Source organism: Nocardia sp. NPDC005998 (assembly GCF_040614395.1).
In the GTDB taxonomy this organism is placed as follows: domain Bacteria; phylum Actinomycetota; class Actinomycetes; order Mycobacteriales; family Mycobacteriaceae; genus Nocardia.
This window is the reverse complement of sequence record NZ_JBEXUI010000057.1, coordinates 1-25,371: the sequence shown is the minus strand read 5'-3', so window position 1 is coordinate 25,371 and position 25,371 is coordinate 1. Positions and strand designations below refer to the sequence as shown.

Here is a 25,371-nt window from a genome sequence, read left to right as displayed (position 1 = left end):
TCGGGTAGTAAAGCGATCTCGATCGATGTATCGCTATGACTCACCGCGGGTGGTATCCAACCCTGCCAATAGCAGATCGATACTGAATTCGAAACGCACTCGATAATCAGCCGACACCGAATAGCGGAGAGCCTCGGCAAGATCGTTGTTTTGTCGCAGAGTGGGCGACGATCGCTCCCACTCCCCAGCCCAGTCTGCTGGCTCTCCCTGCTCCTCGATCACGCTGGCCAAAGTAAGGTAAGAAACGCTCCACGCGGCATGAGACACCACTGCTGGTGGCAGGCCGCCATCGACAAATGCTTTGTGCAGGGCTTCGGACAAACGAATGGTGTTCGGGAGGGCATGGAATCGCGCGATCGACAACCGGCCGCCGTCTCGTCGGGACAACAAGGCTGCGCGATACCGCGCGGCGAGGGTAATCACCCGCTTACGCCAAGGGCGTGGTAATCGTCCATCGGCACACCCGGCGAGCAGCTCATCGGCCATCAGGTCCAGTAGCGCCGATTTGTTCTTCGCATGCCAGTACACCGTATTCAGCTGCACCCCGAGGCGATCGGCCACGCGCCGCATGGTCCAGCTGTCCAGGCCTACGGCGTCGAGCGTATCCAGGCCCGCCTGTACGACCTCCGTATGGGTCAGCTGCTTCGCCTGGGTCGACTGCCTCGATTCAGTCATCGGCTCGACCGCCGAATTGGACCATCACCGTTAGAGAATACCTGTGCCGCAGATGAAACCGCCGCCGCAAAACCAGAGGCTGATCGGGGTGTGGTGACAGTTTTCCGCAGGATACTGTCGACGGGCCAAAAGGTAATGCACTGCATTCAGGTGTGCGCCGCAGACGCCGAATCGACAGTGCCCGTAGCGGTGTGGTCGGCGATCCAGGTGGCCATTGCTTGTTCGACTCCCGATCGGAGATCCGCAGGTGAGTGCCCGATCGGCCCCACCCAGGCCACGCGGGCATCAGGACGCACGAGAACCGCTGCGACGTTGTTCCACTTCGGATGCATGATTTCGACGGGGCCGCGGTAGATGTCGAGCCGTGGATGTGCCACCGCGAGTGCGTCCCCCGATCCCCGCCGTCGGTCTGTCTCCAGGTCGATGAGCAGGAACCGGTTGGCGGCCATCATCGTGTGTAGGGTGTCGGGATTGTTGTCCAACACCAGGTGAGTAACTCGGGTACCGAGCAATTCGTGACCGTGGTAACGGCTATCGATCGGGACCGGATCGGCGAACCCAGTGACCCGATGCGCCCAGCGCGCATTGATGTCGGGATGCGCGATCGCTTCGGAGAACACTTCACGCAGCGCGATCTCCGACGGGATGCGGGCCGAGAACAGCGCCAGCTGCGCGTTGGTGTTGCGGATGATTTCCGTTGCGGCGAAACGGCGTTCGTCATTATACGTATCCAGCAGTCCGGCGGCTGCGTCGCCGGAAATGGTGGCAGCCAGTTTCCAGCCGAGATTGGTGGCGTCCTGAATACCGGTATTCATGCCTTGGCCGCCAGCGGGGAAGAACTGGTGAGCGGCATCACCTGCGACCAGAACGCGTCCCTTGCGATAGTTGTCGGCGAGCCGGGTCGCGTTGCCGTAGCGGGAGATCCACAGTGGCGAGTGCATGCCATAGTCGTCACCGAACGCTTCGACCGCCCAGTTACGAACCTGGTCCAGGGTGGGCGGGTGCTCGGGCGGCAGATGCATGGTGGCGGTGTCCATCCCTGCGATCCGGTAGAGCCCGTCACCGATCGCCTGCATCAGGCACGATCCGTTCGCCGTGACACACCCCAAGGGACCGGCAGGTTCACGCTCGACCTGTACATCGGCCAACCAGCCGGTGTGAGTGCCATCGCTACCGGGGAACTCGATGCCGGCCGCTCGCCGTGTCACGGACCGGGTGCCGTCGCAGCCGATCACCCACGGGACAACGAATTCGCTACTGAATCCCGCAATATCGGTCGTACGCAGAACCACGGACTCGTCGTCTTGGTCGAGTCCGATGACCTCCTGCCCATGCCGGATGGGCACTCCCAACTGCGTGCAATAGTCCTCCAGCAGCGATTCGGTCGCCGCCTGCGGGATGCACAGCGAAAACGGGTGACGGATTCCGAGCACGTCGAGCTGCAGGCGGGTGGATGAGGCTCCGAAGTGAACGGTGCCGATCGGGACTCCCGCATCGATGAATCGTTGGGCAATACCGCGAGTCGCCAAAGTCTCGACCGTTCCCGCGGACATACCGACAGCCCGCGACCGCGGATCACGCGCGGATGCCGCCTCCAGCACCTCGACGTCCACCCCGTTGAGTTTGAGTTCGGCGGCCACCCAGAGCCCGACCGGACCGGCACCGACGACAACAACATCCGACATAGGACTCTCCCTCGTGCGTTTACTCACTTGATCAATGATCAAGTGAACTGCGGACTACGCTACATCACATCAGGGGCGTTGATCAATGATCAAGATTCTTCGGTGCAGCGCGGCCGGAGGATCCGGTCAGGCATCGACGACCACTTCAGAGGTACACGGCTTGGCCACGCACAGCAGAGCCGTATCGTGGCCTGTCGCTGCGGATGTCTGGTGAGTGAGCCGACGCGGATGACCGCCGTTCGTCAGGTGGAGCGCACGCCGGAGCGGCAATCGCTGGGTAGGGTGACACCGCATCCCCGACGAGGTCGAGGGTCGAGTCGGCTTCTGCGGCAACCCAATCGGCCACGACCGGCGACCGTCTCGATCACCGCTTCCGCGGAGATCCGACCGGGATGGTGGTAGTCGGTCCCGAGGGGGTCGGCCTGGCCGGGACGGCTGAAGAAGCGCCTGATCTGCAGACCGTCACGGGTGGCGAACAGATCGTCATGGGCGGCGCGAAAAGCCTGGTTCGCACTACTTTTCGCACAGTAGAACAGCCAGAGTGGAGGTGCGGATTCGCCACGAGTGAGATGATCTTGCAGCATGGCACGCATCGGTGTAATGCCGATGCCGGCTGCGATGGGTACCGTCGGCTTGAATGTCCCGTCGTCGAGCAAAAACGGACCGGTCCGAGCCTGGCCGCAAAGCAAATGGAACTTCGTTACGGTGCCACCCCGAAGACGCAGAACCGCGCCGGGCCGCATCGACCCGGCGCGGTTTCGAGCAGATCAGGCGGCGTCGCGTTCGGGCAGACGCGCCGGCTCCCGCGCCGCATCCACCTCATCGAAGCCGGGACGTCCGCTGCCGATGAAGGCGACCAACCACGAGGCCACCGCGGCGAAGCGATTGCGGAATCCGACCAGGTACAGCAGATGCACCGCGAGCCACATGGTCCAGGCGATCACCCCACGGAAGGTGATGTGCTCGTTGAGCTTCACCACCGCGCTGAAGCGGCTGATCACCGCCATGCTGCCCTTGTCCCAGTATCGGAAGGCGGTGCCGGGCAACTTCTTGCGGCGAATGATGTCGGCGGCGTGCCTGCCCTCCTGCATGGCGACCGGCGACTGTCCCGGGTAGCCGTTGAGCGAGGTCATATCGCCGATGGCGTAGATATCGGCGTGCCCGCCTACGGTCAGGTCGGGATTGATCAAAAGCCTTCCGGCCCGGTCGGTTTCGCAGCCGGTGGCCTCCGCCAAGAGCTTCGCGAACCCGCCCGCCTGCACACCCGCCGACCATACGACGGTCTCGGCGGCGATCCGGCGCTCGACGCCGTCCTTACCCTTGACGGTCACCTTGCCGAGTTCGATATCGGTAACGAAGGTGCCGAGCAGCACCTCGACACCGCTCTTGGTCAGCGATCCCTTCGCGTACTCCGACAGCCCGCCACCGAAGGGCGGCAGTACCTCGCCGGCGCCCTCGACCAGCGTCACCGAAACCTCTTGGTGGTAATACCGTTTCGCGAGTTCCTTCAGCTGCCCGGCGACCTCGACACCGGTCGCGCCCGCACCGACCACGACAAAGCTCAGCAGCCGCTGGCGGGTCTCCTCATCCGCGCCAGCCGCCTCGGCGAAGACGCGCTCGATCTGTGCGCGCAACAGCTTGGCGTCGTCGATGGTCTTGAGCGAGAACGTCTTATCGGCGAAGTCGTCGCGGCCGAAGTACGACTGCGAGGCGCCGGTGGCGGCGATCAGCGAGCCGTAGCGGATCTGGGTGTGCTCACCCTCGTGCTCATAGGTGATCACCGCGTTGTCGGCATCAATGGCGACCACCTTGCCGAGCCGGACGTCGGCTTCCTTATGCCTGCGCAGCACCGAGGCGATCGGCGGCGCGATCTCGCCGGAGGCCAGCACACCTGTCGCGACCTGATAGAGCAATGGCTGGAAGAGATGCTCGGGAGTGCTCGAGATGAGAACGTACTTGATACCCGATTTGGCCAGCTGCTTTGCGGCGGCAAGCCCCCCGAATCCCGATCCAATGATGACAACATCTGCGTCTTCCATGACAGCCTCCTTCTCTCATTACCAACCGTCATTCGAACCGCAGATATTTCAGGTGTTCAGGCGCATAATAGAGATGACTCTTATCTGGATCGCTCATGAATTGAGGATGACGTGGAGCTTCGCCAGCTCGCCTACTTCGTCGCGGTATGCGAGGAGCTGAGTTTCAGCAGGGCCGCGGCCCGCTGTTATATCTCGCAATCGGCGATCAGCCATCAGATCGCCCGACTGGAACGCGACCTCGGGGTGGCCCTCTTCGAGCGTTCGACCAGGGCCGTCGTGCCGACCGACGCGACCATGCGGCTACTTCCGCTGGCTAAACAGATGCTGAGCCTGGAATCGGCCATCCGGGCGACCGTGCGCACCTCCGGTCACCGGATCCGGCTGGCCGCCAACATGTCCTTCGCGACCCGATCCCTGTCCGCGATCGCCGGTGCGCGTGCCGCGCATCCGGATGCCGAAATCGAATTCGTCATCAAACCGTTCCGTCAGCGGATCACCGCGGTGGCCGACGGCGACTGCGATCTCGCACTCATTCGCGGCAGCGTCGAAGAGCCCGGTCTCGCCGTGGAGAAGCTGTGGGTCGAGGACCTCGTCATCGCTACCTCGGCCGCCCATCCGCTGGCCATCCGGGAACAGGTGACGCTGGCGGATCTGAGCCCCTACCCCCTACTGCTCCCGCCCGAGCAGGAACAGGTCCTGCTGCACACCGTGATCCGCGCCGCCTTCGCCGATCTGGCCGCCGGCCCGACCTTCGGTCCGCCGATTCCGCCGGACCACACCGCGACCATGGAGCTGATCAACCGACCCGACGCCTGGACGGTGCTCTACGCCGACAGCCCGACCGAGGGCCTGGTGGTATTGCGACTGGCCGAACACCGACTGCGGATTCCGGTCTCGGCGGTGCTGCGCAGCGACACCCGCCGCTCCCCGATTCTGACCACCCTGCTGTCCGGCCTGCACCGACGCTGAGATCCGCTGCCGCATCGCGGTAGCGGATCTCGTGCGCCTGCCGGTCGATCTGCCCACAGGTCAAGCGTTTTCGCGGGTGAAGCCGCGCGCGCCGATCACCATCGCCACCGCCGCGACCACCAGGGTGAGCCCGGTCCCGAGGTACACCTCGGAGGCACCGAAGTCACCGCGGAACAGCGCCCTGGCCGCATCGACAGTGTGCGAGAACGGATTCACCTTCCCGATGGTGCGCAGCCAGCCCGGCCCGACGCTCAGCGGCAGCAGGATGCCCGAGAGCAGCATCAGCGGCACCGCGAGGCTATTGAGCATCGAGGCGAGCACGTCCTCGGACTTTGCCCACAGCCCGAGCGCATACGATGCCGCGGCCAGACCGGCGGCCATCACCGCGATCAACAGCACCGACAGCACCAGTCCGAGCGGATCCGGCCGAACTCCGAAGGCCGCCATGGCAACTCCCACGAGTACCAGCGCCTGCACGACCAGCACGACCATATCCTTGAGCACCCGTCCGGTCAGCAGTGCACCGCGGCTCGCCGGAGTGACCCGCTGTCGTTCGACGACACCCGCGCGCAACTCCGCAACGATGCCGAACCCGACATAGATCGCGCCGAACAGTCCGGTCTGGATGACCAGCGCCGGTGTGAGCAACGCCCACGGGTCGGAATCCGACCCCAGCGCCGGCGCGATCCCCTTGACCAGCGGCCCGAACAGCACCAGATACAACACCGGCTGGGACAGACCGATCAAGACCCACACCGGATTTCGCAGATTGGCCCGCAACTGGGACCAGAAGATCAGCCCGGTCTCGCGCATGAACCTCATGAGTGACTCGCCTCCCGCAGCGAACGCCCCGTAATGGTGAGGAAGACATCGTCGAGGCTGGGACGTTTGACAGTGAGCGCACCGGGCACGAGACCGCGCTCGTCCATGGCACGCAGTAGGGGGACGACGGCGGTATCGCCGCGATCCACCGTGAGATGCACCAGCCCCGTACCGATCCGGTCGGCGCCGATATCCGCCGAGCGCACCACCGAGCGCACCTGGAGCACCGATTGTGCGACTTCGAGCGCGAGATCGACATGGCCGTTAGCTATTTCGAAGCTCACCACATCACCGGAGATGCTCCGCTTGAGTTCGTCGGGCGAGCCCTCGGCGACGATGCCGCCGTGGTCCATGATCAGCAGGCGGTCGCACAGCGCGTCGGCCTCGTCCAGGTAGTGGGTGGTGAGCACGACCGTGGTGCCCCGCGTCCGCAGGCGCTCGATGTGCTCCCACAGATTGGCCCGGCTCTGCGGATCGAGGCCGCTGGTCGGCTCGTCGAGGTAGATGAGGTTCGGTCCGTGCACCAGGCCGAGAGCGATATCCACCCGGCGGCGCTGGCCCCCGGAGAGCTGGCCGCATTTGCGCCCACCGAGTCCGTTCAGGTCGAGCGCCACCAGCAGCTCTTCCGCATTGTGCCCGGCCTGCGCCTTGCTCAACCCGAAAAGCCTGGCCTGTAGCACCAATTCGTCGATGACCAGGGCATCGTCGTTGGTCATTCCGCCCTGGGCGACGTAGCCGATGCGCGAACGCACGGTCCGCTGCTCGGCCTGTAGCTCCGCGCCGGAGATGACGGCCTCGCCCGCGGTCGGGGCGATGAGGGTGCTGAGCATCCGCAACGTCGTGGTCTTACCCGCGCCATTGGGGCCGAGCAGACCCAGGATCTCACCCTCGTACACATCGAAGTCGACGCCCGTGACCGCTTGGACGGGGCCGCTTTTGGTTTCAAACGTTCGCGCCAGCCCGCGCACCCGGATGACCGAGGTGCGGGTGCGATCGCGAACGGAGTCGATCGTTTCCACCTGAACAACGGTAGAAACGATCGACCAAATAGTCAAGCTTTACTATTCAGACTTGATCAATCGATGATGGCGCTCCGGCCGTCCACCCGCGTCGGGAACCGCTCCCAGACCTCCAACTCGCCACTCTCGATGCGCTCCAACGTTTTTTGCGACCACCGCAGATCGGCCCGGATGTGTTCGGAGGCCAACCGGATCGCGTCGGCGACATGATGCGGTTCGGTCTCCGCCGGATCGCCGCTACCGGCCATGACGCGGCGCTCCTCCCGATCGAACTGCTCGAGTTCGGCCTCGAATCTCTTGATCCGACTACGCAACGCCGCTATGACTTCGTCCCGGGGCGCCTGCGGCAGCAGCGCGACTGCCGCAGCATACGGATGCTTCGGCTGATCGACATCCCACAGTGCTTCACGCAGCATCTGCGCGAACACCTTCTCCCCCTCGGCGGTGAGTCGATACGTCGTGCGCTCCGGCCGCGCGCCGTCCTGCCCGACATCCTCGACCGCGATGAGCCCCTCGCGCTGCAGTGTATTCAGCGCGCCGTAAACCGACCCCGGCTTCACATTCGCCCAATTGTCCGCACGCCAGGACAACAACTCACGCCGAACGTCATAACCGTGCACCGGCGCCAGCAGCCGCACCACGGCGAGCACCAGCATCCGAGTCGTAGGAACAGCCATATCCGCAGGTTATCGCATGCACGCGGCGGTCCACGTTTACCCGAGAACGCAAAAGACTCGCCAAATCTGTTACTGCATTACGCAACAACAGATTTGGCGAGTCAGGGGTAACTCACCGGGCACCGGCCAACCAAGCCAACCGATATCCCGCAGGCCGGGAACGCGACTCACACCGCGGCCGACCGGCCCTACTGAATACGCGGAGAAGCGGGGGAGCCTAGCCCTTGTGCGCCTTGACCGCCTCGGTCAGCTGCGGGGCGACATTGAACAGGTCGCCGACGATGCCGTAGTCCGCGATCTCGAAGATCGGGGCCTCTTCGTCCTTGTTGACCGCGACGATGGTCTTCGAGGTCTGCATGCCCGCCCGGTGCTGGATGGCGCCGGAGATGCCGAGGGCGATGTAGAGCTGCGGGGAGACCGTCTTACCGGTCTGACCGACCTGGAACTGGCCCGGGTAGTAGCCCGAGTCGACGGCGGCACGCGAGGCGCCGACGGCGGCACCGAGCGAATCGGCCAGCGCCTCGACGACCGCGAAGTTGTCGGCGGAACCGACACCGCGACCACCGGAGACGACAATGCTCGCCTCGGTGAGCTCCGGACGGTCGCCACCGACGATCGGCTCGCGGGAGATCACCTTCACGACGCCGTCTTCCTGCGCGGGCACCTCGACGGTCACCTTCTCACCCGCACCGGCCGCGGCCGCGGCTTCGATGGCGCCGGGGCGCACCGAGATCACCGGCACGTCGCCGGTGGCCTTGGCATCGACGGTGAACGCGCCACCGAAGATGGAGTGCACGACCGAGCCGTCGGACTTGATGTCGATGACATCGACGAGCAGGCCGGAGCCGATGCGCGCGGCGAGGCGGCCCGACACCTCCTTGCCCTCGGCGGTGGCGGCGACGATCACGGCGGCCGGGGCGACCGACTCGACCAGACCGGCGAGCACGTCGACCTTCGGGGTCACCAGGAAGTTGTCCACATCGTCGGATTCGGCGATGTAGATCTTCGCGGCACCGGCGGCGGCCAGTGCGTCGGCCAGCTTCTCACCGGTACCGGCCGGGCCGGTCACGACGGCGGCGGGCTCACCGAGTGCGCTCGCGGCCGTGAGCAGTTCGGTGCTGACCTTCTTGATCGCACCGTCGGCGTGCTCGACGAGCACAAGTACTTCTGCCATTTGTGTTCTCTCCTAAGCAGTCTCGGGCGGGATCAGATGATCTTCTGACCGACCAGGTACGCGGCGATCTTGGTGCCGCCGTCGCCCTCGTCCGCGATCTTCTCGCCCGCGGTGCGCGGGGGCTTCGGGGTGGCCGCGGTGACGGCGGTGCCCGCGTTGGCGACACCGACGGTCGACGGGTCGACGCCCAGGTCGGCCAGCGTGAAGGTCTGCACTTCCTTCTTCTTCGCGGCCATGATGCCCTTGAAGGACGGGAAGCGCGGCTCGTTGATCTTCTCGGTGACGCTGACGATGGCCGGGAGGGTGGCCTCCAGCTTGAACACGCCCTCGTCGGTCTCCCGCTCGCCGGTGACCTTGCTGCCGTCGACGGTCAGCTTGCGCAGGTGGGTCAGCTGCGGCAGGCCCAGGTATTCGGCGATGATCGCGGGCACCGCACCGGAGCGACCGTCGGTGGCCTCATTGCCCGCGATGACCAGCTCGACACCCTCGACCTGGCCGAGCGCGCTGGCCAGCACCCACGCGGTCTGCACGGCGTCGGAGCCGTGAATGGCCGGATCGTTGATGTGGATGGCCTTGTCGGCACCCATGGACAGCGCCTTGCGGATGGCCTCGGTGGCCCGGTCCGGACCGGCGGCCAGTACGGTGACCTCGCCGCCCTGGGCCTCCTTGATCAGCAGCGCCTCTTCGACGGCACGCTCGTTGATCTCGTCGAGGACAGCGTCGGCGGCCTCGCGGTCGAGGGTGAAGTCACCGTCGGTCAGCTTGCGCTCGGACCAGGTGTCGGGAACCTGCTTGATGAGTACGACGATGTTCGGCATCGGTCTTCGTCGACCTCCTGTTCTGGTTACACGTGTGTGGTGGTCGCACGAGCTCGGCCGTACGTCCTTGTTTGTAGCTCAGGGCGTGACACTACCCTACGTTAAGTTACTCATGGGTAACTTAGTCGCTTCTCTCTCACAACGGTGGTCCTGGCGATAATGTGCGGCCGCCGTACCAGTAACGTCGGAGCGATGAGCGAGGCTGTGATCCCTGCCGCAGTGGGCCCCACTCCGGGCATTACTCCCGAGTCGGCCGTGGAGCCGTTGCCGCTGACCGGCGAGCGGACCGTACCCGGCATCGCCGAGGAGAACTACTGGTTCCGTCGGCACGAGATCGTCTACGCGCGACTGCTCGAACATTGCACGGGAAAGACGGTGCTGGAGGCCGGATCCGGTGAGGGTTACGGCGCGAACATGATCGCCGACGTGGCCACCAGGGTGATCGGCTTGGACTACGACACCAGCGCCGTCGCGCATGTACGCGCGCGCTACCCGCGCGTCGAGATGATCCAGGGCAATCTCGCCGAACTGCCGCTCGATGCCGAATCGGTCGATGTCGTGGTGAATTTCCAAGTGATCGAACACCTTTGGGACCAGGGCCAGTTCATTCGGGAATGCCTGCGGGTGCTGCGTCCCGGCGGCGAACTGCTGATCAGCACGCCCAACCGGATCACCTTCTCCCCCGGCCGCGATACCCCGCTCAACCCGTTCCACACCCGGGAACTCAATGCCGACGAACTCACCGAACTGCTGGTCGACGCCGGTTTCCGGGTCACGCTGATGACCGGTGTGCACCACGGCCCGACCCTGAAAGCATTGGACGCCAAGCACGGTGGCTCGTTCATCGATGCCCAGATCGAGCGCGCGCTGGCCGGTGAGCCGTGGCCCGCCGAGCTGACCGCCGACGTCGCCGCGGTCAGCATCGACGATTTCGCACTGCGCACCGAGGAGATCGATGCGAGCCTCGATCTGGTCGCCATCGCGGTGAAGCCGTGACCAGTAAGGCTGTTCCCGGCCAGTTCACCCTGGTCCTGCATTCCCATCTGCCCTGGCTGGCGCACCACGGCCGCTGGCCGGTCGGCGAGGAATGGCTCTACCAATCCTGGGCCGCCTCTTACCTTCCCGTTGTCGAGGCGCTGAGAACCCTTGCCGCGGAAGGCCGTTCACATCTGCTCAGCCTCGGCATCACGCCGGTGCTGGCCGCCCAGCTGGACGACCCACACTGTCTTGCCGGCATGCACCATTGGCTCGGCAACTGGCAGTTGCGCGCCGACGAGGCTGCGCTGGCGGGCAATATCGCACTCGGCAGACACGAACATCGGCTGGCCACTGCGGCGCTGGCGGAATTCGAACGGCATTGGCGTCACGGCGCGGCCCCGGTATGGCGTCAGCTCATCGACGCCGAAGCCATCGAACTGCTCGGCGGTCCGCTCGCGCACCCGTTCCAGCCGCTGCTCGATCCGCGACTGCGCGCCTTCCAGCTGAGCGAGGGCCTGTCCGACGCCCAGCATCGCTGGGGCCATACCCCCGCCGGAATCTGGGCACCCGAATGTGGTTACACCCCCGGCATGGAACTCGAATACGCCACCGCGGGTGTGACTCATTTCATGGTCGACGGCCCCGCACTGCGCGGCGACACCACCCTGGGCCGCCCGGTCCGCGAATCGGACGTGGTGGCCTTCGGGCGGGATCTGCATGTGAGCTATCGGGTTTGGTCGCCCAAATCCGGCTATCCGGGCCAGAGCGCCTACCGTGACTTTCATCACTATGACCACGCGACAGGTCTCAAGCCGGCCCGGGTCACCGGCAAAACCGTGGCCGGTCCGGACAAGGCGCCCTATGACCCGGAGTTGGCAGCCGCGGCGGTGGTCCGCGATGTCGAGGATTTCGTGCAAACCGTGCGCGAGCGCCTGATCGCCGAATCCGCGCGCATCGGCCGTCCGGCCCTGGTGGTCGCCGCCTTCGATACCGAACTCTTCGGGCACTGGTGGCATGAGGGTCCGCAGTGGCTGGCCCAGGTGTTGCGGGCCCTGCCCGATGCGGGCGTCACGGTCGGGACCTTGGCCGATGCACGCGCGGGCGGATTCGTCGGAGAACCGGTGCCATTGGCCGATTCGTCCTGGGGTTCGGGTAAGGACTGGCGGGTCTGGGCCGGTGACCAGGTCAAGGACCTGGTGGAACTCAATGACGAAATCGTGCGCCTCGCCCTCGATACGGTGGACAAGATGCGGGCCGCGGACGGCGGTGTCGCACTGCGCGATCCGGTTGCCGATCAGCTGTTGCGCGAGGCCATTCTCACCGTCTCCAGCGACTGGGCCTTCATGGTCAGCAAGGACTCCGCGGCGGGTTACGCACGCGATCGCGCGCACCGGCACGCGCATGCGGTACGGGAAATCGCGGCCGCCGTCGGCGCGGGTCAAGTCGCCAAAGCGCACCAGTTGGCGGCAGGATGGGGGGCGGCCGACGGCTTCTTCCCGAGTTTGGACGCACGACGGCTGGCGATCGCGGACCGAGACTCCGCTCGAGAAGGACATTCATGAAGATCTTGATGGTGTCGTGGGAGTACCCACCGGTAGTGGTCGGTGGGCTGGGTCGCCATGTGCATCACCTGGCGGTCGAATTGGCGACGGCGGGCCATGAAGTGGTCGTGCTCGCCCGCCGCCCCTCCGGCACCGACTCCTCGACCCACCCCACCCACTCCTTCATCGCCGAAGGCGTGCTGGTGGTCGCGGTCGCGGAGGATCCGCCGTGCTTCGACTTCGGCGAGGACATGCTGGCCTGGACGCTGGCCATGGGCCACGCGATGGTGCGTGCCGGTGTCGCGCTCGGCAAACCCGGTATCGGCGACGGCTGGATTCCGGATGTCGTCCATGCCCACGACTGGCTGGTCGCGCACCCGTCGATCGCACTCGCCGAGTACTACGATGTGCCACTCGTATCGACCATTCACGCCACCGAGGCCGGGCGGCACAGCGGCTGGGTCTCGGGCCGGGTCAATAAGCAGGTGCATTCGGTCGAGTGGTGGCTCGCCAATGAATCCGACGCGCTGATCACCTGCTCGACCTCGATGCAGGACGAGGTGGAACGCCTCTACGGACCCGAGCGCATTCCGATGACGGTGATCCGCAATGGAATCGATGTCGGCGCGTGGACCTTTCGGCCGCGCGCCCCGCGCACCGGTCCGCCGCGCCTGCTCTATGTGGGTCGGCTCGAGTACGAAAAGGGTGTGCAGGACGCGATCGCCGCGCTGCCACGCATCCGCCGCGCCCACCCCGGCACCACGCTGACCATCGCGGGCATCGGCACCCAGTTCGAATGGCTGCGCGAGCGCGCCCGCGTGCACCGGGTCGCGCGCGCGGTCAACTTCGTGGGGCAGCTCGGTCACGAGGAACTGCTCGGCTGGCTGCACGGCGCCGACGCCATCGTGCTGCCCAGCCGCTACGAACCCTTCGGCATCGTTGCCCTCGAGGCCGCCGCAGCGGGCACCCCGCTGATCACCTCCACCGCTGGCGGACTCGGCGAGGCCGTTATCGACGGCGTCACCGGCGCATCCTTCGAACCCGCGGATGTCGAGGGCATTGTCGAGGCCGTGCGCGCCACCCTCGACGATCCGGCCGCTACCCAGGACCGCGCCTACGCGGCCCGCGAACGCCTCACCGCCGACTTCGCCTGGGATGTGGTCGCCGCCGAAACCGCCCTGGTCTACTCCTCGGCCAAACGCCGCGTCCGCAATCCACTCGGCCGCCCGACCATTATCGAACGCCCCCTCCCGGAGCGCGATCCGAAGTAGGCTTCCGGCTGCCCTCGGCAATCGAGCCGCGAGTCGAGCCGGCGCAAAGGTATTGGGGCTCTTGGCGTTTGCCGGTGACGCACAGGCTTCGCAATGAAGATCCCGTCAAGAAGCGGACGACCCAGCCCGCGGAACCGCGGGCCGGGTACGGAGTCGCCATGCACAGAATCCCGCGCTGCTGGATGCGGCGCGAGAGGACTGGGCGCGTGGATCAAGACTCCAGCTTCTTGACGATCTTCTGCACGGTCAGCCAGGTGCGGGTGGTGATGTCCTTGCCGTAGGTCTTCTCCAGCCAGGCCATGAAGTCCGGGGTGCGGGGTTCGGTGTTATCGATGACCGCGAGGACGGCGCGGGCGGCGGAGTCGTAGCCGACGATCTGGACGCCCGGTTCGGCGTGCTTGCGCAGCTCCTTGGCGACGTTCGATGGATCCTGCTTGAAGAAGGTCGCGATGAGGTAGGTTCCGCGGCCGTGGATCAGGCCCGGGAACGGGTCGGTATCGAGCAGGTCGCGCAGCTCATCGTAGGTGCGCACGATGGTACCGCCCGGGATCCCGAGTTCGCTGTTGAGCGCGTCCTGAATGCGGTCCTCCAACTTCGCGATATCGCCGTCCGCGCCGCGGAAGACCACATTGCCGCTGGCCAATACCGTCGCGACCTGCTCGAACCCGAGCCCCTCGAACACCCCGCGCAGTTTCTCCCCCTTCATATTGGGGTTGGTGGGCATGATCCCGCGCAGTAGCGCCGCGTACCTGTTCATATCGCTGACCGTACCGACTCGCACCGACGCGAATCGGTACGTCCAGCTTCCGAAATCGCCCGAGCCCCGGGTCCGGATGGGGTCCCGGGGCTCGGTGACAGCGGCACGACGCGGCGGCGATTACGCCGACTGGGTGGCGCCGTTCTTCTTGCGTTCGATATCTTCCAGCGCGGCAATGTATTTGGCGCGCTCCTCGGCGCCCGCCTCCCAGGTCGCCTTGCGGTTCTTGACGACCTTGGCCGGTGCGCCAACGGCAATGCTGTAATCCGGAATCTCGCCCTTGACCACCGCATGCGCGCCGAGGACACAGCCGCGGCCGACGCGGGTTTCGCGCAGCACGGTCACCTTGGCGGCGATCCAGGTGTCCGGACCGATGCGAACCGGACTCTTCACAATGCCCTGATCCTTGATCGGCATGTTGATGTCATCCATGCGATGGTCGAAATCGCAGATGTAGCACCAGTCCGCGACCAGGGTGGACTCGCCGATCTCGATATCGAGATAGGTGTTGACCACGTTGTCCTTGCCGAATACGACCTTGTCGCCGATGCGCAGCGAACCCTCGTGGCAGCGAATGGCATTGCCGTCGCCGATATGCACCCAGCGGCCGATCTCCATCCGGCCCAGTTCGGGGGTCGCGTGGATCTCGACGCGCTTGCCGAGGAAGACCATGCCACGCAGCACGATATGCGGATTGGCCGCTTTGAACTTGAACAGCCGGTAATACCGCACCAGATACCAAGGCGTGTACGCCTTGTTCGCGAGCACCCAGCGCAGCGACGCCAGCGTCAGAAATCGCGCCTGCTGCGGATCCCGGCGGCGCGAGCCACGCCACCGCGAGCGCAACGGTGCGCCCCACATGCTCGTCACGAAGTCATCTCCTGTCGTGGTTCTTCGGTCGTGACCCGACCCGGTCACGATCGATTGAGCTTATCCGGCGCGGCCGGACCGAGTCCGGCCAGCGTCCGCACCCCATCGAGCGGCCGCCACACCCACCCGCCTATCGACTCGCTCAGAAAACAGCGCCGGGACCCGTACACCGTTGGATGGCCCTCCCGTACAGTGATCGCTGCGCCGCCGACGGCGGCCCGAGCCTCCACACGGGCGACTCCAGCTGAGTGGTGCGTGTACCGGGGGTCGACACACTTTGGTTTCGTCCGAGCGGCCGATGACGACAGGAGTGCACCAGGTGCGAAGCGGCGGCGTACTGGCAAACCCGGCGCGCGGGCTGATCTTGTCCAGGCTGCGGACGGCGGCGGCGCTGGCCGCGGTCGGCACGCTGGCATTGGCGGGCTGCGGCACCGATGTCGATGACATCACCGTCGGGTCGGGCAAGGGCTGGACATCCGCGCACCACGACGGCCGCAATACCGGCGTCAGCCCGGTCACCGGATCGCGCAAGCTATCGCTGAGCTGGTCACGACCGGTCGGTGGGCCGATCGAGCAGGGCGTAACCCTCGGTCCGGACGGACAGCTCTTCGTGACCACCGTGACCTCGGGCAACTGCGCAATTCTCGCGCTGCAGCTGCCCACCGGCCGCAAGCGCTTCTGCAATCCGCTCGGACCGAATGCGATCTCGGCGCCGACGGTGGTCGACAGCGGCACCAACGTATATGTCGGCGACGATGGCGGATTCAGTGCGTTCAACTCGATCGGACAGCCGCGCTGGCGGACTCCCGTTGCGGGCGTACCGGTTTCGGCGCAGTTCACCGGCGACGGGAATATCCTGACGATCACCCAGTCCGGTCAGGTGGACGTGCTGAGCCGCCAGACCGGCGGACGCATCGTCCCCACCATCCAACTGCTCGGCGAGCCCGATCTCCTGGACTACCCGGATCTCACCCGACCCGCATCGGGTCAGGGTCTCGACGACTGCACCATCGGCGGACCGCAGTGCCCGGTCGCCAATATCTCGCCGATCGATACGTCCACCGGCCGCTTCTTCGTCACGCTCTGGAAGCCCGGCAAGCCGACCGCCGCCCTCGTCGCATTGCGCTACGCCGACAATAAGATCCAGCAGCAGTGGAGCGCGGATATGCTCACCGAGGGCAGTGCAACCAGCCCCACCCTGTCCGCCGACGGCCGCACCGTCTACGTCGGCGACAACAGCCAGCGCCTGATCGCGGTCGACGCCGCCGACGGTCGCACCAAATGGGTCCAGCCGCTGGAATGGGCTCCGCGCGGCGGCATTTCGGTCTCCAGCGACGGCCTGATCATCCCCTCCGGCGACGACGGCTATCTGCTCGCCCTCCGCGATAAGGGCGACGCCGCCGAGATCATCTGGGAGCGCAAGGACCTCACCCTGCGCGGCACCCCCGTCCAATCCGCTGGCGACACCGGCTACACCGCCGCCGCCATCGGCGAAGGCATCAACCTCATCACCTTCGACACCAAATCCGGCACGACCGTGGACTCCGACGTCCTCCCCAACGCCAAAGGCACCACCACCGGCACCGCCATAGGCGCCAACGGCGAAGTAATCCTCGCCACCCGAATAGGCGAAATCTTCACCTTCAAACCCGAACAGTAACCACTGGACATCCGATCACCATGCGCTGACGCAGGCAAACGTCGAGAGCGGTCCTGCATCAGCGCATTCTCGTGGGATCAGGTGGTGCAGAGGAAGGCAGCGGTGCTGCGGGACAGGCGGGTGAGGATGAGGGTGTAGGGGTGGGTGCCTCGGGGTTTGAGGCGTTTGCGGAGGGTGTCGGGGTCTATGTCGACGCCGCGGGTGAGGATTTCCAGGGGGCCACAGTTGCGGCGGGTGAGTTCTTGGCGGAGGGTTTTTTCGCGCAGGTCGAGGCGGTCGATGATGCGGAAGCCGCGGACGCCCTCGGGGACGCTGTTGCCGGTTAGGTAGGCGATTTTCGGATCCAGTTGCCAGAGGCCGTGTTTCGCGGCGTAGTGGCGGACCAGACCGGCGCGCACGATGGCGCCGTCGGGGTCGATGATCCACTCGCCGGGGTCGCGTTCGGGGATGTCGTCGGGGTCGGCGTCGGTGAAGGTGACGGGTTCGGCCCGGGTGGACAGGATGGTGGCGCGGCGACTGACGCCGGGTTCGGACAGACCCGCCGACCACAGGCAGGCCTCGCGGACCGCGCCGTCGAGGGAAACGACCTCGATCTCGCCGGACCAGTCCAGGCGGTCGAAATCCAGTCCGGGAGCGCACTTTACGGCGAGATCGCGGCCGGGGTAGGCGGCGAGCAGATCCGGCAACGGGGGCTGCAGTTTGGCCGGATCGTGGGTGCGGCGGCCGTCCGCGCGGCGGGCCGGATCGGCGATGACGACGGTGCCGGTGCTGCACGGAACCAGCGCATCGGCCTTGGCCAGCAGGACATTCCGGGATTCGGCGAGGTTGTGCGCGGCCATCGACAGGCGCACGTCATCGAGATCGCTGCCGATTACCGATGGGCAGGTCCTGCTCAGTTCGGCGAGCTCGGCACCGATCGAGCACGTCACGTCGTGCACATTGCGCCCGGACAGCTTTTCGGCGCGGTGGCGCGCCACCAGCGTCGGGGTTGCCTGTTGCAGGGCGTCGTCGGTGAACAGCCACCGTGCGGTGTCGACCAGCTTGGCCGTTGCGCGACGACGCAGCCGCACGGTTTCGATCAGCGCGCCCGACCACGCGCCGAACTCGCGACGCACCCGCTCCAGATCGCGCAGGTGCGTCGCAGTGGTCAGCTCCAGCCGGTCCACCTCGGCCAGCGCGGCATTTCCCGCCGCGCTGCCGAGGAAGGCGACGTCCTCGCGGCTGAAGGAATAGCCCACTATTTGGCAGCAGAGCCCGGCTTCACGCCGGTGATCATGGCGTTGTAGAAGAACTGACGCGGCACCACCCGACGCATGACGTTCTCGTCCAGCCAGCTCAGTCGCAGCCACGCGCGGTACATCGCCATCCGGTAGCCCATGGTCAGCTTCTCATCCGGCACGGCCGCCTCGAAGGTGCGCACCGGCCAGCCCCACAGCGCCGCCGCGAACTCCTCGGTGCTCGCCTTGACCTCGGCGGCACCCGCGCGGCGGGCCATCGCCTCGAGTTCGCTGGGATCGAAGGTGTGCAGGTCGACGACCGCCTCCAGCGCCGCGGCGCGCGAGGATTCGTCCAATTCGGCCTGCGGACGCCGCCACCCCGACAGTGCGGGCAGCTTGGTCACGGTGGTGGTGACCTTCCAGGTGATGCGGCCGAGCCAGCGCGCGTAGAAGTTGCCCGCGGTGGTCGGTTCACCGGCGAAGACGAAACGCCCGCCCGGCTTGAGTACGCGCAGGCACTCCTTGAGCGCCAACTCCACATCCGGGATGTGGTGCAGCACCGCGTGGCCGACGACGAGGTCGAAGGTGTCGTCGTCATACGGGATGGTCTCGGCGTCGGCGACCCGGCCGTCGACATCGAGTCCGAGGTTCTCGGCATTGCGTAGTGCGACCTTCACCATGCCCGGCGACAGGTCGGTGACCGACCCGGACTTCGCGATGCCACCCTGCATGAGGTTCAGCAGGAAGAAGCCGGTGCCACAGCCCAGTTCCAGCGCCCGCTCGTACGGCAGCGGCGCGGGACCGACCGCGGCGTCGAAGCGGCCGCGGGCATAGTCGATACAGCGCTCGTCATAGGAAATCGACCATTTGTCGTCATAGGTCTCGGCTTCCCAGTCGTGGTAGAGCACCTGGGCGAGCTTCGTATCCTTCAGCGCAGCTTCGACCTCGGCCTCGGTGGCATGCGGGTTCGGCGCCGGGTCATCGGGGTGGACCGTCATGGTGGGCTAGCCTAGCCAACCCGCCGCCGCAGGTCTCCAGCGGACCAGTGAGTACGGCCTGATTTCACATTGCCACCCGGTCCCCCGGGACTCGTTCTGGTTCTGAACCCGCCCGATGATCTCGCCACGCACCGCTGGGAACCCTGGATGCGCCCAGCAAGCTGGGGCTCGAGCGGCCCGCACGACCACCGGACGCCACCGCACCCGCGCCGTCCGACGAACAGGAACGTGTTCCCATTTATGGTCCTCGCGGGCGCCCGGATCGACCAGATCCCACCCCGCCCCTTGCGGCCAGCCCAGGTCCCCGGAATGCCGCCAAGGCGAGTACACGGCCCAATTCCGAACCGTCCGGACACAACTACATATCGATTCGGTCTGAGCAAGATCAAGCCCGCCGTGTCAGCGACCAACGAACACTGCCGACTCGGACCTTGCGGCAGATCGCCCAAGCGCCCGAGGGATGCCGCCGACCACAATCGTCTGTCGGATATCGCCCAATTCCGACGCTGCGGTATCCGCCGGTCCGGTCTGGGCGAGACCGTCCGGGTCGCATCCACACCGGACAAACGCAGCCGAACCCGTACCGTCGCCGGACAGGACTGCCTTCGATCGCAGATGCCGCGGTCCTGCACGGCGAATAGGGCGACCCACTCGGATACACGCACGATCGAGCCCGCCCTGGCCACCTGCTGGATCGCCTCCCGCGAACGCCGCCGACCGCAACCGTCGGCCGGGCACGACCTGGTGCCGGTGCGGCGTATCGCCGGTCCATCCAGCACGCGAACGAGACCGTTCGGCCCCAGTCAGCGACCGACGAACGCCGCCGAGCCCGGACCGTCGGCGAGGTAGGACTCGGTGCCGATCCGGCGGTCTTCGGTGGCGAAGAGAGCGGTCCATTCGGTGCGGGCGCGGTCGAGGCCGTGTGGGCCTGCTTCGAAGACCGATTTGGCGGCGGCGAGGGCTCGGGCGGGGCCGTCGGTGAACTGCTGGGCCCAGCGCACGGCGGCGGTGTAGACATCGTCGGGGGCGACGACCTCGTCGACCAGGCCGAGGGTACGCGCCTCGTCTGGCGACACGAAGCGGCCGGTGTAGACGAGATCTTTGGCGGGGCCGGGGCCGATCAGCAGCGACAGACGGCGGATGCCCGCCAGCGGGATGAGGCCCGCCTTGATCTGGGGCAGGCCGAGTTTGACGTTATCGCCGATGATGCGCCGGTCGGCGGCCAAGGCGAGTTCCAGACCGCCGCCCAGGCAGTAGCCACTGATCGCGGCGACGGTCGGCTGGGGCACCGCGGCTAGGCAGCCCAGCGCCGCCTGCAGATCGGCGGCCATCGCATCGGCCTGATCCCGAGTGAGACCGGACAGTTCGGCGAGATCGTCACCCGCCGAGAAGACCCGCTCGTCGCCGTAAACGACGAGCGCAGCGACCCCGGGATGCGCGGCGACGACCGCGGCCGCCTCGGCCACCTCCCGCACCACCTGCGCGTTCAGCAGATTCAGCGGCGGGCGGTCGATCCGGAGGACAGCGACGCCGCGCACGGCGGGATCCTCGGGCAGCTCCAGGGTGACGAATTCGGCCATGGCAGGAAACCTACTGCCTCACGGACGCGCGGATCCCTTGAGCCTGCTGGTATCCGGAAGATCGGCGAAGTACCGCTGGTTATTCGGGAAGTCGAGCAGCTGCTGCCCGTCGGGGCCGGAGAGCACCGGCATGATCGGTTCGATCACCTTGTCGACGGCCAGAATTTGCACGGTGGAACCGAATTCGCCGATGGCGTCCAGCTGTGCCCAGGTCGGCGGCAGCAGAATGTCGGTGCCCGCGCGCCAGCGCGCCAGCGCGTCTGCCGGGGTGCGCCACTGCACCTCGGCCGCCTCGGAGGTGGCACCGTCGGCAAGCTGCCCCTGCGGCAGCACCGCGACGAAGAACCGGGTGTCATAGCGCCGCTGCTCGATGACCGGGGTGATCCAATTCGCCCACGGCCGTAGCAGGTCCGCGCGCAGCACCAGCTTCTCCTCGGCGAGGAAGGCCGCGAGGGATAGCTCGCGCCGCTCCAGCCTGCCCCTGGCATCGTGGTAGCCGGTGGTGTCGGAGACCACGGTATCGGCGGTCGGACCGGCCAGCAGCACACCGCATTCCTCGAAGGTTTCGCGCACGGCGGCGGCAACCAGCGCCTTGGCCCGCGGTTCGGTGGTGCCGAATTTCTCGGCCCACCACGCAGGTTCGGGTCCGGTCCACTCGATATCGGCGGTCCCGTCCGAGGGGTCGACGCCACCGCCGGGGAATACCGTCATCCCGGCGGCGAAGGCCATGGCGCCGACCCGGCGCTGCAGGAACACCTCGGGCCCGGCGGCGCCGTCACGCACCAACATCACCGTCGACGCGTCCTTAAGCGACGGTACCGGCTGAGAAGCAGTGTTCGTCTCACTCACAACTGCACACTAACGCTCGCTTGTTTTACGGCGTAATCCACACCACCGTCAGCGCGACCGGTGCCGCCCCAGCCGACGCGCGCGACGCGCGAAATAGCGACCATCGACGCGATCGAGCGCGATCGACTGCCGGAACGCCTCACTGAGGTTCTCGGCGGTCAGCACATCGGGCAGCAGACCCTGCGCGACGACCGCGCCCTCGTTCAGCAGCAGACCGTGGGTGAACCCCGGCGGAATCTCCTCGACATGGTGTGTCACCAGAACCATTGCGGGCGAATCGGGATCCGCGGCCAGATCGCCGAGGCGTTCCACCAACTCCTCACGCCCACCCAGATCCAAACCGGCAGCGGGCTCATCGAGCAGCAGCAGCTCCGGATCGGTCATCATCGCGCGGGCGATGAGGACTCGCTTGCGCTCGCCCTCGGACAATGTCCCGTAGGTGCGATCGGAAAGATGTTCGGCACCCAGGCTTTCCAGCATGTCGATGGCACGGTCGGTATCGACATCGTCGTAGCGCTCGCGCCAGCGGCCGAGTACCGCATAGCCAGCGGAGATCACCAGATCGCTGACCTTCTCGTCGCGCGGAATCCGGCTGGCCACCGCGGCCGAGGACAATCCGATGCGCGGGCGCAGCTCGCTGACATCGGTTTTGCCGATCACCTCACCGAGCAGATGGGCAATGCCCGAGGTCGGATGCACTTCGGCGGCGGCCATGCGGAGCAGCGAGGTCTTGCCCGCGCCGTTCGGTCCGAGGACCACCCAGCGTTCGTCGAGCTCGACCTGCCAGGTGACCGGGCCGACGAGGGTGTGACCCGAGCGTCGGATGGTCACGTCGGTGAAATCAATGAGCAGATCGGGATCCGGTTGCGGCACGGGCTCCATCTTGGCTCAAATGTGCGGTGCTTGTACGACCGGCCCATGCTGGCCGCCAGAATTGAATCATTCGACCGCGACGACGGCGGGAAACGGACCGCGCGCGTACCGCACCGGGTGGATTGTTCGGCGGCTCATCGGTGGAGCGGAACATCCGCGCGACGATCAGTGCCAGTGGCATCGAGCACCCGACCCAAACGGCGAGTATCACCAATAGCGTCGTCATGATCATGGCCTCCAGCGAGTAGCGTGCGGGCGGTCCTGTTGCGTCGAACGTACCCAGATCAGCCCTGGGTGAATCCCCCTGATGCCGAACATCGAAATATCTACGAAATGAATCGTTGGTCGGGCCTGAAATGTGAATCGTGTAGTAGGCGAATTCACCGGGGTGCATCGATGGGGCGGTCAGTATTGTCCCGATTGTCCGGGTACCGCAATCACAGTTATCGAGCCGGGCGCGACCTCGGTGAAACCCGCATCGCGCACCGCGACCGCATTGCCGCGAGATACCTTCTCGCACAGCGTCGCCCAGTGTTCCGGTGTGGATTCGCGTACCGCGCAACGGAACTCCCGCTCCGACCACAACCGGGCCTGGTCCACCGGCAGCGCACCGGCGAGCAACATGCTGGCGTGACCGACCTGCGCGGCAGCCTTGCCGAGCGTCATGCCGAGCTTCGCATTCACCCACAGCACCGGTAGTTCGGGATCCACCGGCCCGGGATCGTCGTGCTCCAAGTCGGTGCCGTTGATCTGCAATCGCTTGATCCGCGGATCGACCGCGCCCACCGGTCCCGGCACAAATGCCCGCGCCTGCGCACCGTCCACCTCGACGGTCACCCCGTCGACAGCATTGGCGGCCAGCCATTGCGCGCCGCGCGCCCGCCGCGCCACCTTGCGGATCCGCGACCGCTTCCAGTCCAGGAATCGCTGCGCCCACTCCCCAGCGGGCCCGACCCGCTCGTCCAGGCACAGCGCCACCGTGGCCGCCGCCGCGGCCTCCAGCAGCGCACTGCGCCGCGGCGGATCGGTCTTGGGAATGTGCAGCACCATCTGCATGGCTTGTACCAATGCGGGATCCTCGGGATCGCCGAGGCCGCCGTAACCGCGGGCGAGTTCCGCGTGCCGGATGCGGAAACCCTCGATGTCCGTGGACAATTCGGGCTCCGCGGAACCACCGTCCCGCAGTCCGGCGGCGCTGTCCGGGATACTCGACATCAATTCCACCTCGATCGTCAACGAAAACTGCTGTGCGGGCTCGACACCGGCCTCCCACGACCGGACGCACTCGAGTGCAAGCTTCGAGAGGCCCGCCGCATTCCCGACTCAGTTGCCGATGAGCGGCACGCGGCGGATGCCGCCATCACGCGCGTCAGCGGCTTCCACCTCATCGCGGGTCACGCCGAGGATGAACAGCACCGCGTCGAGATAGGGGTGGGACAGGGCCGCGTCGGCGACCTCGCGCAGCGCCGGCTTGGCGTTGAAGGCGACGCCGAGTCCGGCGGCATTGAGCATGTCGATGTCATTGGCACCGTCGCCGACGGCCACGGTCTGCTCCATCGGCACCCCGGCCTCGGCCGCGAACTTCCGCAGCGCCGTGGCCTTGAACGCCCGGTCGACGATCTCGCCGACCACGCGGCCGGTCAGCTTGCCGTCCTCGACCTCCAGGGTGTTGGCCTGGACGAAGTCCAGCTCCAGTTCGTGCGCGAGCGGTTCGATCACCTGACGGAATCCGCCCGACACCACGCCACATCGGAATCCGATGCGCCGCAGCGTCCGAATCGTGGTGCGCGCGCCCGGGGTCAGCTCGATCCGGTCGGCGACCTCCTCGATCACCGACTCGTCCAGCCCCGCCAGGGTGGCCACCCGCTGGCGCAGTGACTCGGCGAAGTCGATTTCGCCGCGCATGGCCGCCTCGGTGACCTCACGGACCTGATCTTCAACCCCCGCGTGTGCGGCCAACATCTCGATGACCTCACCCTGGATCAGGGTCGAGTCCACGTCGAAGACGATCAGCCGCTTGGCCCGCCGGGCCAGCCCGGCCCGCTCCACCGCGACATCCACCTGTTCGGCAACCGCGACCTCGGCCAGCGCCGTGCGCAGCCGCGCATCCGAATCGGGTCCGGTATCGGTCGCGGTGACCGAGAGTTCCATGCCGGTCACCGGATAGTCGGCGATACCGCGAATGGTGTCGATATTGGCGCCGAGCGTGGCGAGCTGACGCGAGACCGCACTGAATGCCCGCGCGGTCACCGGGGCGCCCAGGATGACCACCGCGTGGGTGGACATCGGCTGCCTGCCGATCTGCGCGTCGACCTCGACGTCGACGTGCATGCCGACGGTGTTCATCGCCTCTTCGAGCTCGTCCTGCAGCGCCTCGGGGTCACTCGGGCAGGTGACCAGCACGCCGAGGGTCAATCGGCCGCGAATGACCACCTGCTCCACATCCAGCAGGCTCACTTGGTGTCGCGACATGGCCGCGAGCAGCACAGACGTCACACCGGGCCGGTCGGGTCCGGTGACGGTGACGAGGACGGTGGTGTCGGCCAACTGAGGTGCTCCAAGCTAGTCGTTTGCCGTTACTGTGCTGGACCCCGATGTCGCAACACTTCGGTCGATGTACTGCTGCACAAACGAGTGTGCACCCGCTGATGACCAGCAGGTGCACACTCGGCGATCGAAAATGCTAGTGCTTTGCCAAGGCGCCTTCGTGCACCTCGGTGGCATGTTTGCCCGAGCCCCAGCCCACATGCGCCTCGGCCCGCATCCGCTCGACCATGTGCGGGTAGTGCAGCTCGAAGGCGGGTCGCTCGGAACGGATCCGCGGCAGCTCGTAGAAGTTGTGCCGCGGCGGCGGGCAGCTGGTGGCCCACTCCAGCGAGTTGCCGTAACCCCACGGATC

Annotated in this window: 23 protein-coding genes and 1 pseudogene; 5 read left to right on the top strand and 19 right to left on the bottom strand. The window is 66.4% G+C overall.

Translation table 11 applies throughout. The annotated features are described in order from the left end of the window. Positions 1 to 33: 33 nt before the first annotated feature. The 4 genes from ABZ293_RS39390 to ABZ293_RS39375 all read right to left on the bottom strand — a co-directional run bounded on the left by ABZ293_RS39390 (position 34) and on the right by ABZ293_RS39375 (position 4,399). The gene (locus ABZ293_RS39390; RefSeq protein ID WP_355189359.1) at positions 34 to 675 is read right to left on the bottom strand and encodes a TetR/AcrR family transcriptional regulator C-terminal domain-containing protein; all 642 of its coding nucleotides are present in this window, start codon (positions 673 to 675) and stop codon (positions 34 to 36) included. A 146-nt stretch (positions 676 to 821) separates the two neighbouring features. Then, a complete protein-coding gene (locus ABZ293_RS39385; protein WP_355189357.1) occupies positions 822 to 2,360 on the bottom strand; it encodes an FAD-dependent monooxygenase in 1,539 nt (512 codons plus the stop codon). Between the two features lie 242 nt (positions 2,361 to 2,602). Then, on the bottom strand, positions 2,603 to 3,103 hold the full coding sequence (locus tag ABZ293_RS39380; RefSeq protein WP_355189355.1) for a hypothetical protein: 501 nt from the start codon (positions 3,101 to 3,103) through the stop codon (positions 2,603 to 2,605). Positions 3,104 to 3,127: 24 nt separating this feature from the next. Beyond that, positions 3,128 to 4,399 carry an NAD(P)/FAD-dependent oxidoreductase gene (locus ABZ293_RS39375; protein WP_355189353.1) on the bottom strand — a complete coding sequence of 424 codons (1,272 nt, stop codon included), beginning with the start codon at positions 4,397 to 4,399 and terminating at the stop codon, positions 3,128 to 3,130. Positions 4,400 to 4,510: 111 nt separating this feature from the next. Between ABZ293_RS39375 and ABZ293_RS39370 the strand changes: the two genes are divergently transcribed. After that, the gene (locus tag ABZ293_RS39370) at positions 4,511 to 5,368 is read left to right on the top strand and encodes a LysR family transcriptional regulator (RefSeq protein WP_354955793.1); all 858 of its coding nucleotides are present in this window, start codon (positions 4,511 to 4,513) and stop codon (positions 5,366 to 5,368) included. 60 nt (positions 5,369 to 5,428) lie between these two features. Here ABZ293_RS39370 and ABZ293_RS39365 read toward each other — a convergent pair whose 3' ends face one another. The 5 genes from ABZ293_RS39365 to ABZ293_RS39345 form a co-directional block, all read right to left on the bottom strand. Then, on the bottom strand, positions 5,429 to 6,190 hold the full coding sequence (locus tag ABZ293_RS39365) for an ABC transporter permease (protein WP_355189351.1): 762 nt from the start codon (positions 6,188 to 6,190) through the stop codon (positions 5,429 to 5,431). Continuing rightward, positions 6,187 to 7,209 carry an ATP-binding cassette domain-containing protein gene (locus ABZ293_RS39360; RefSeq protein ID WP_355189349.1) on the bottom strand — a complete coding sequence of 341 codons (1,023 nt, stop codon included), beginning with the start codon at positions 7,207 to 7,209 and terminating at the stop codon, positions 6,187 to 6,189. Before ABZ293_RS39360 ends, ABZ293_RS39365 begins: the two co-directional genes overlap by 4 nt. A gap of 56 nt (positions 7,210 to 7,265) precedes the next feature. Further along, positions 7,266 to 7,886, bottom strand: a complete 621-nt coding sequence (locus ABZ293_RS39355; RefSeq protein WP_355189347.1) for a PadR family transcriptional regulator — start codon at positions 7,884 to 7,886, stop codon at positions 7,266 to 7,268. A gap of 217 nt (positions 7,887 to 8,103) precedes the next feature. Then, positions 8,104 to 9,060 carry an electron transfer flavoprotein subunit alpha/FixB family protein gene (locus ABZ293_RS39350; protein WP_355189345.1) on the bottom strand — a complete coding sequence of 319 codons (957 nt, stop codon included), beginning with the start codon at positions 9,058 to 9,060 and terminating at the stop codon, positions 8,104 to 8,106. A gap of 32 nt (positions 9,061 to 9,092) precedes the next feature. Next, positions 9,093 to 9,878 (bottom strand): electron transfer flavoprotein subunit beta/FixA family protein, encoded by a 786-nt coding sequence (locus ABZ293_RS39345; RefSeq protein ID WP_355189343.1) that lies wholly within the window; start codon positions 9,876 to 9,878, stop codon positions 9,093 to 9,095. Positions 9,879 to 10,070: 192 nt separating this feature from the next. Between ABZ293_RS39345 and ABZ293_RS39340 the strand changes: the two genes are divergently transcribed. Genes ABZ293_RS39340 through ABZ293_RS39330 form a run of 3 tightly spaced genes read left to right on the top strand, consistent with a single transcriptional unit; the run spans position 10,071 to position 13,668 of the window. Beyond that, positions 10,071 to 10,874 carry a class I SAM-dependent methyltransferase gene (locus ABZ293_RS39340; RefSeq protein WP_355189341.1) on the top strand — a complete coding sequence of 268 codons (804 nt, stop codon included), beginning with the start codon at positions 10,071 to 10,073 and terminating at the stop codon, positions 10,872 to 10,874. Next, entirely contained in the window at positions 10,871 to 12,418 is a 1,548-nt protein-coding gene (locus ABZ293_RS39335; RefSeq protein WP_355189339.1) for a glycoside hydrolase family 57 protein, read from the top strand. Before ABZ293_RS39340 ends, ABZ293_RS39335 begins: the two co-directional genes overlap by 4 nt. Continuing rightward, complete coding sequence (locus tag ABZ293_RS39330) at positions 12,415 to 13,668, top strand: glycosyltransferase family 4 protein (RefSeq protein WP_355189337.1); 1,254 nt, start codon at positions 12,415 to 12,417, stop codon at positions 13,666 to 13,668. The genes ABZ293_RS39335 and ABZ293_RS39330 overlap by 4 nt, the downstream gene beginning before the upstream one ends. 211 nt (positions 13,669 to 13,879) lie before the next feature. On the opposite strand, the gene ABZ293_RS39325 is transcribed toward ABZ293_RS39330, so the two are convergent. Then, a complete protein-coding gene (locus ABZ293_RS39325; RefSeq protein WP_355189335.1) occupies positions 13,880 to 14,425 on the bottom strand; it encodes a DUF1697 domain-containing protein in 546 nt (181 codons plus the stop codon). A gap of 120 nt (positions 14,426 to 14,545) precedes the next feature. Then, entirely contained in the window at positions 14,546 to 15,295 is a 750-nt protein-coding gene (locus ABZ293_RS39320; protein ID WP_355189333.1) for an acyltransferase, read from the bottom strand. Positions 15,296 to 15,593: 298 nt separating this feature from the next. Here ABZ293_RS39320 and ABZ293_RS39315 point away from each other — a divergent pair, with 298 nt between their 5' ends. Continuing rightward, positions 15,594 to 16,955 carry a PQQ-binding-like beta-propeller repeat protein gene (locus tag ABZ293_RS39315; RefSeq protein ID WP_355189331.1) on the top strand — a complete coding sequence of 454 codons (1,362 nt, stop codon included), beginning with the start codon at positions 15,594 to 15,596 and terminating at the stop codon, positions 16,953 to 16,955. A gap of 77 nt (positions 16,956 to 17,032) precedes the next feature. On the opposite strand, the gene ABZ293_RS39310 is transcribed toward ABZ293_RS39315, so the two are convergent. The 8 genes and pseudogenes from ABZ293_RS39310 to ABZ293_RS39275 form a co-directional block, all read right to left on the bottom strand. Beyond that, the gene (locus ABZ293_RS39310) at positions 17,033 to 18,193 is read right to left on the bottom strand and encodes a class I SAM-dependent methyltransferase (RefSeq protein WP_355189329.1); all 1,161 of its coding nucleotides are present in this window, start codon (positions 18,191 to 18,193) and stop codon (positions 17,033 to 17,035) included. Next, positions 18,193 to 19,170 (bottom strand): class I SAM-dependent methyltransferase, encoded by a 978-nt coding sequence (locus ABZ293_RS39305; protein ID WP_355189327.1) that lies wholly within the window; start codon positions 19,168 to 19,170, stop codon positions 18,193 to 18,195. Before ABZ293_RS39305 ends, ABZ293_RS39310 begins: the two co-directional genes overlap by 1 nt. An 803-nt stretch (positions 19,171 to 19,973) precedes the next feature. Then, on the bottom strand, positions 19,974 to 20,750 hold the full coding sequence (locus tag ABZ293_RS39300) for an enoyl-CoA hydratase-related protein (protein WP_355189325.1): 777 nt from the start codon (positions 20,748 to 20,750) through the stop codon (positions 19,974 to 19,976). An 18-nt stretch (positions 20,751 to 20,768) separates the two neighbouring features. Next, the gene (locus ABZ293_RS39295; protein ID WP_355189384.1) at positions 20,769 to 21,539 is read right to left on the bottom strand and encodes an NUDIX hydrolase; all 771 of its coding nucleotides are present in this window, start codon (positions 21,537 to 21,539) and stop codon (positions 20,769 to 20,771) included. 108 nt (positions 21,540 to 21,647) lie between these two features. Beyond that, complete coding sequence (locus ABZ293_RS39290) at positions 21,648 to 22,481, bottom strand: ABC transporter ATP-binding protein (protein ID WP_354955820.1); 834 nt, start codon at positions 22,479 to 22,481, stop codon at positions 21,648 to 21,650. A 396-nt stretch (positions 22,482 to 22,877) separates the two neighbouring features. Then, positions 22,878 to 23,687: a peptidyl-tRNA hydrolase gene (locus ABZ293_RS39285; RefSeq protein WP_355189323.1), complete on the bottom strand. Its 810-nt coding sequence runs from the start codon at positions 23,685 to 23,687 to the stop codon at positions 22,878 to 22,880. Between the two features lie 108 nt (positions 23,688 to 23,795). Then, positions 23,796 to 25,019: a phosphoserine phosphatase SerB gene (gene serB, locus ABZ293_RS39280; protein ID WP_355189321.1), complete on the bottom strand. Its 1,224-nt coding sequence runs from the start codon at positions 25,017 to 25,019 to the stop codon at positions 23,796 to 23,798. A 136-nt stretch (positions 25,020 to 25,155) separates the two neighbouring features. Continuing rightward, positions 25,156 to 25,371, bottom strand: a pseudogene (locus tag ABZ293_RS39275) (cytochrome ubiquinol oxidase subunit I); the annotation flags it as partial.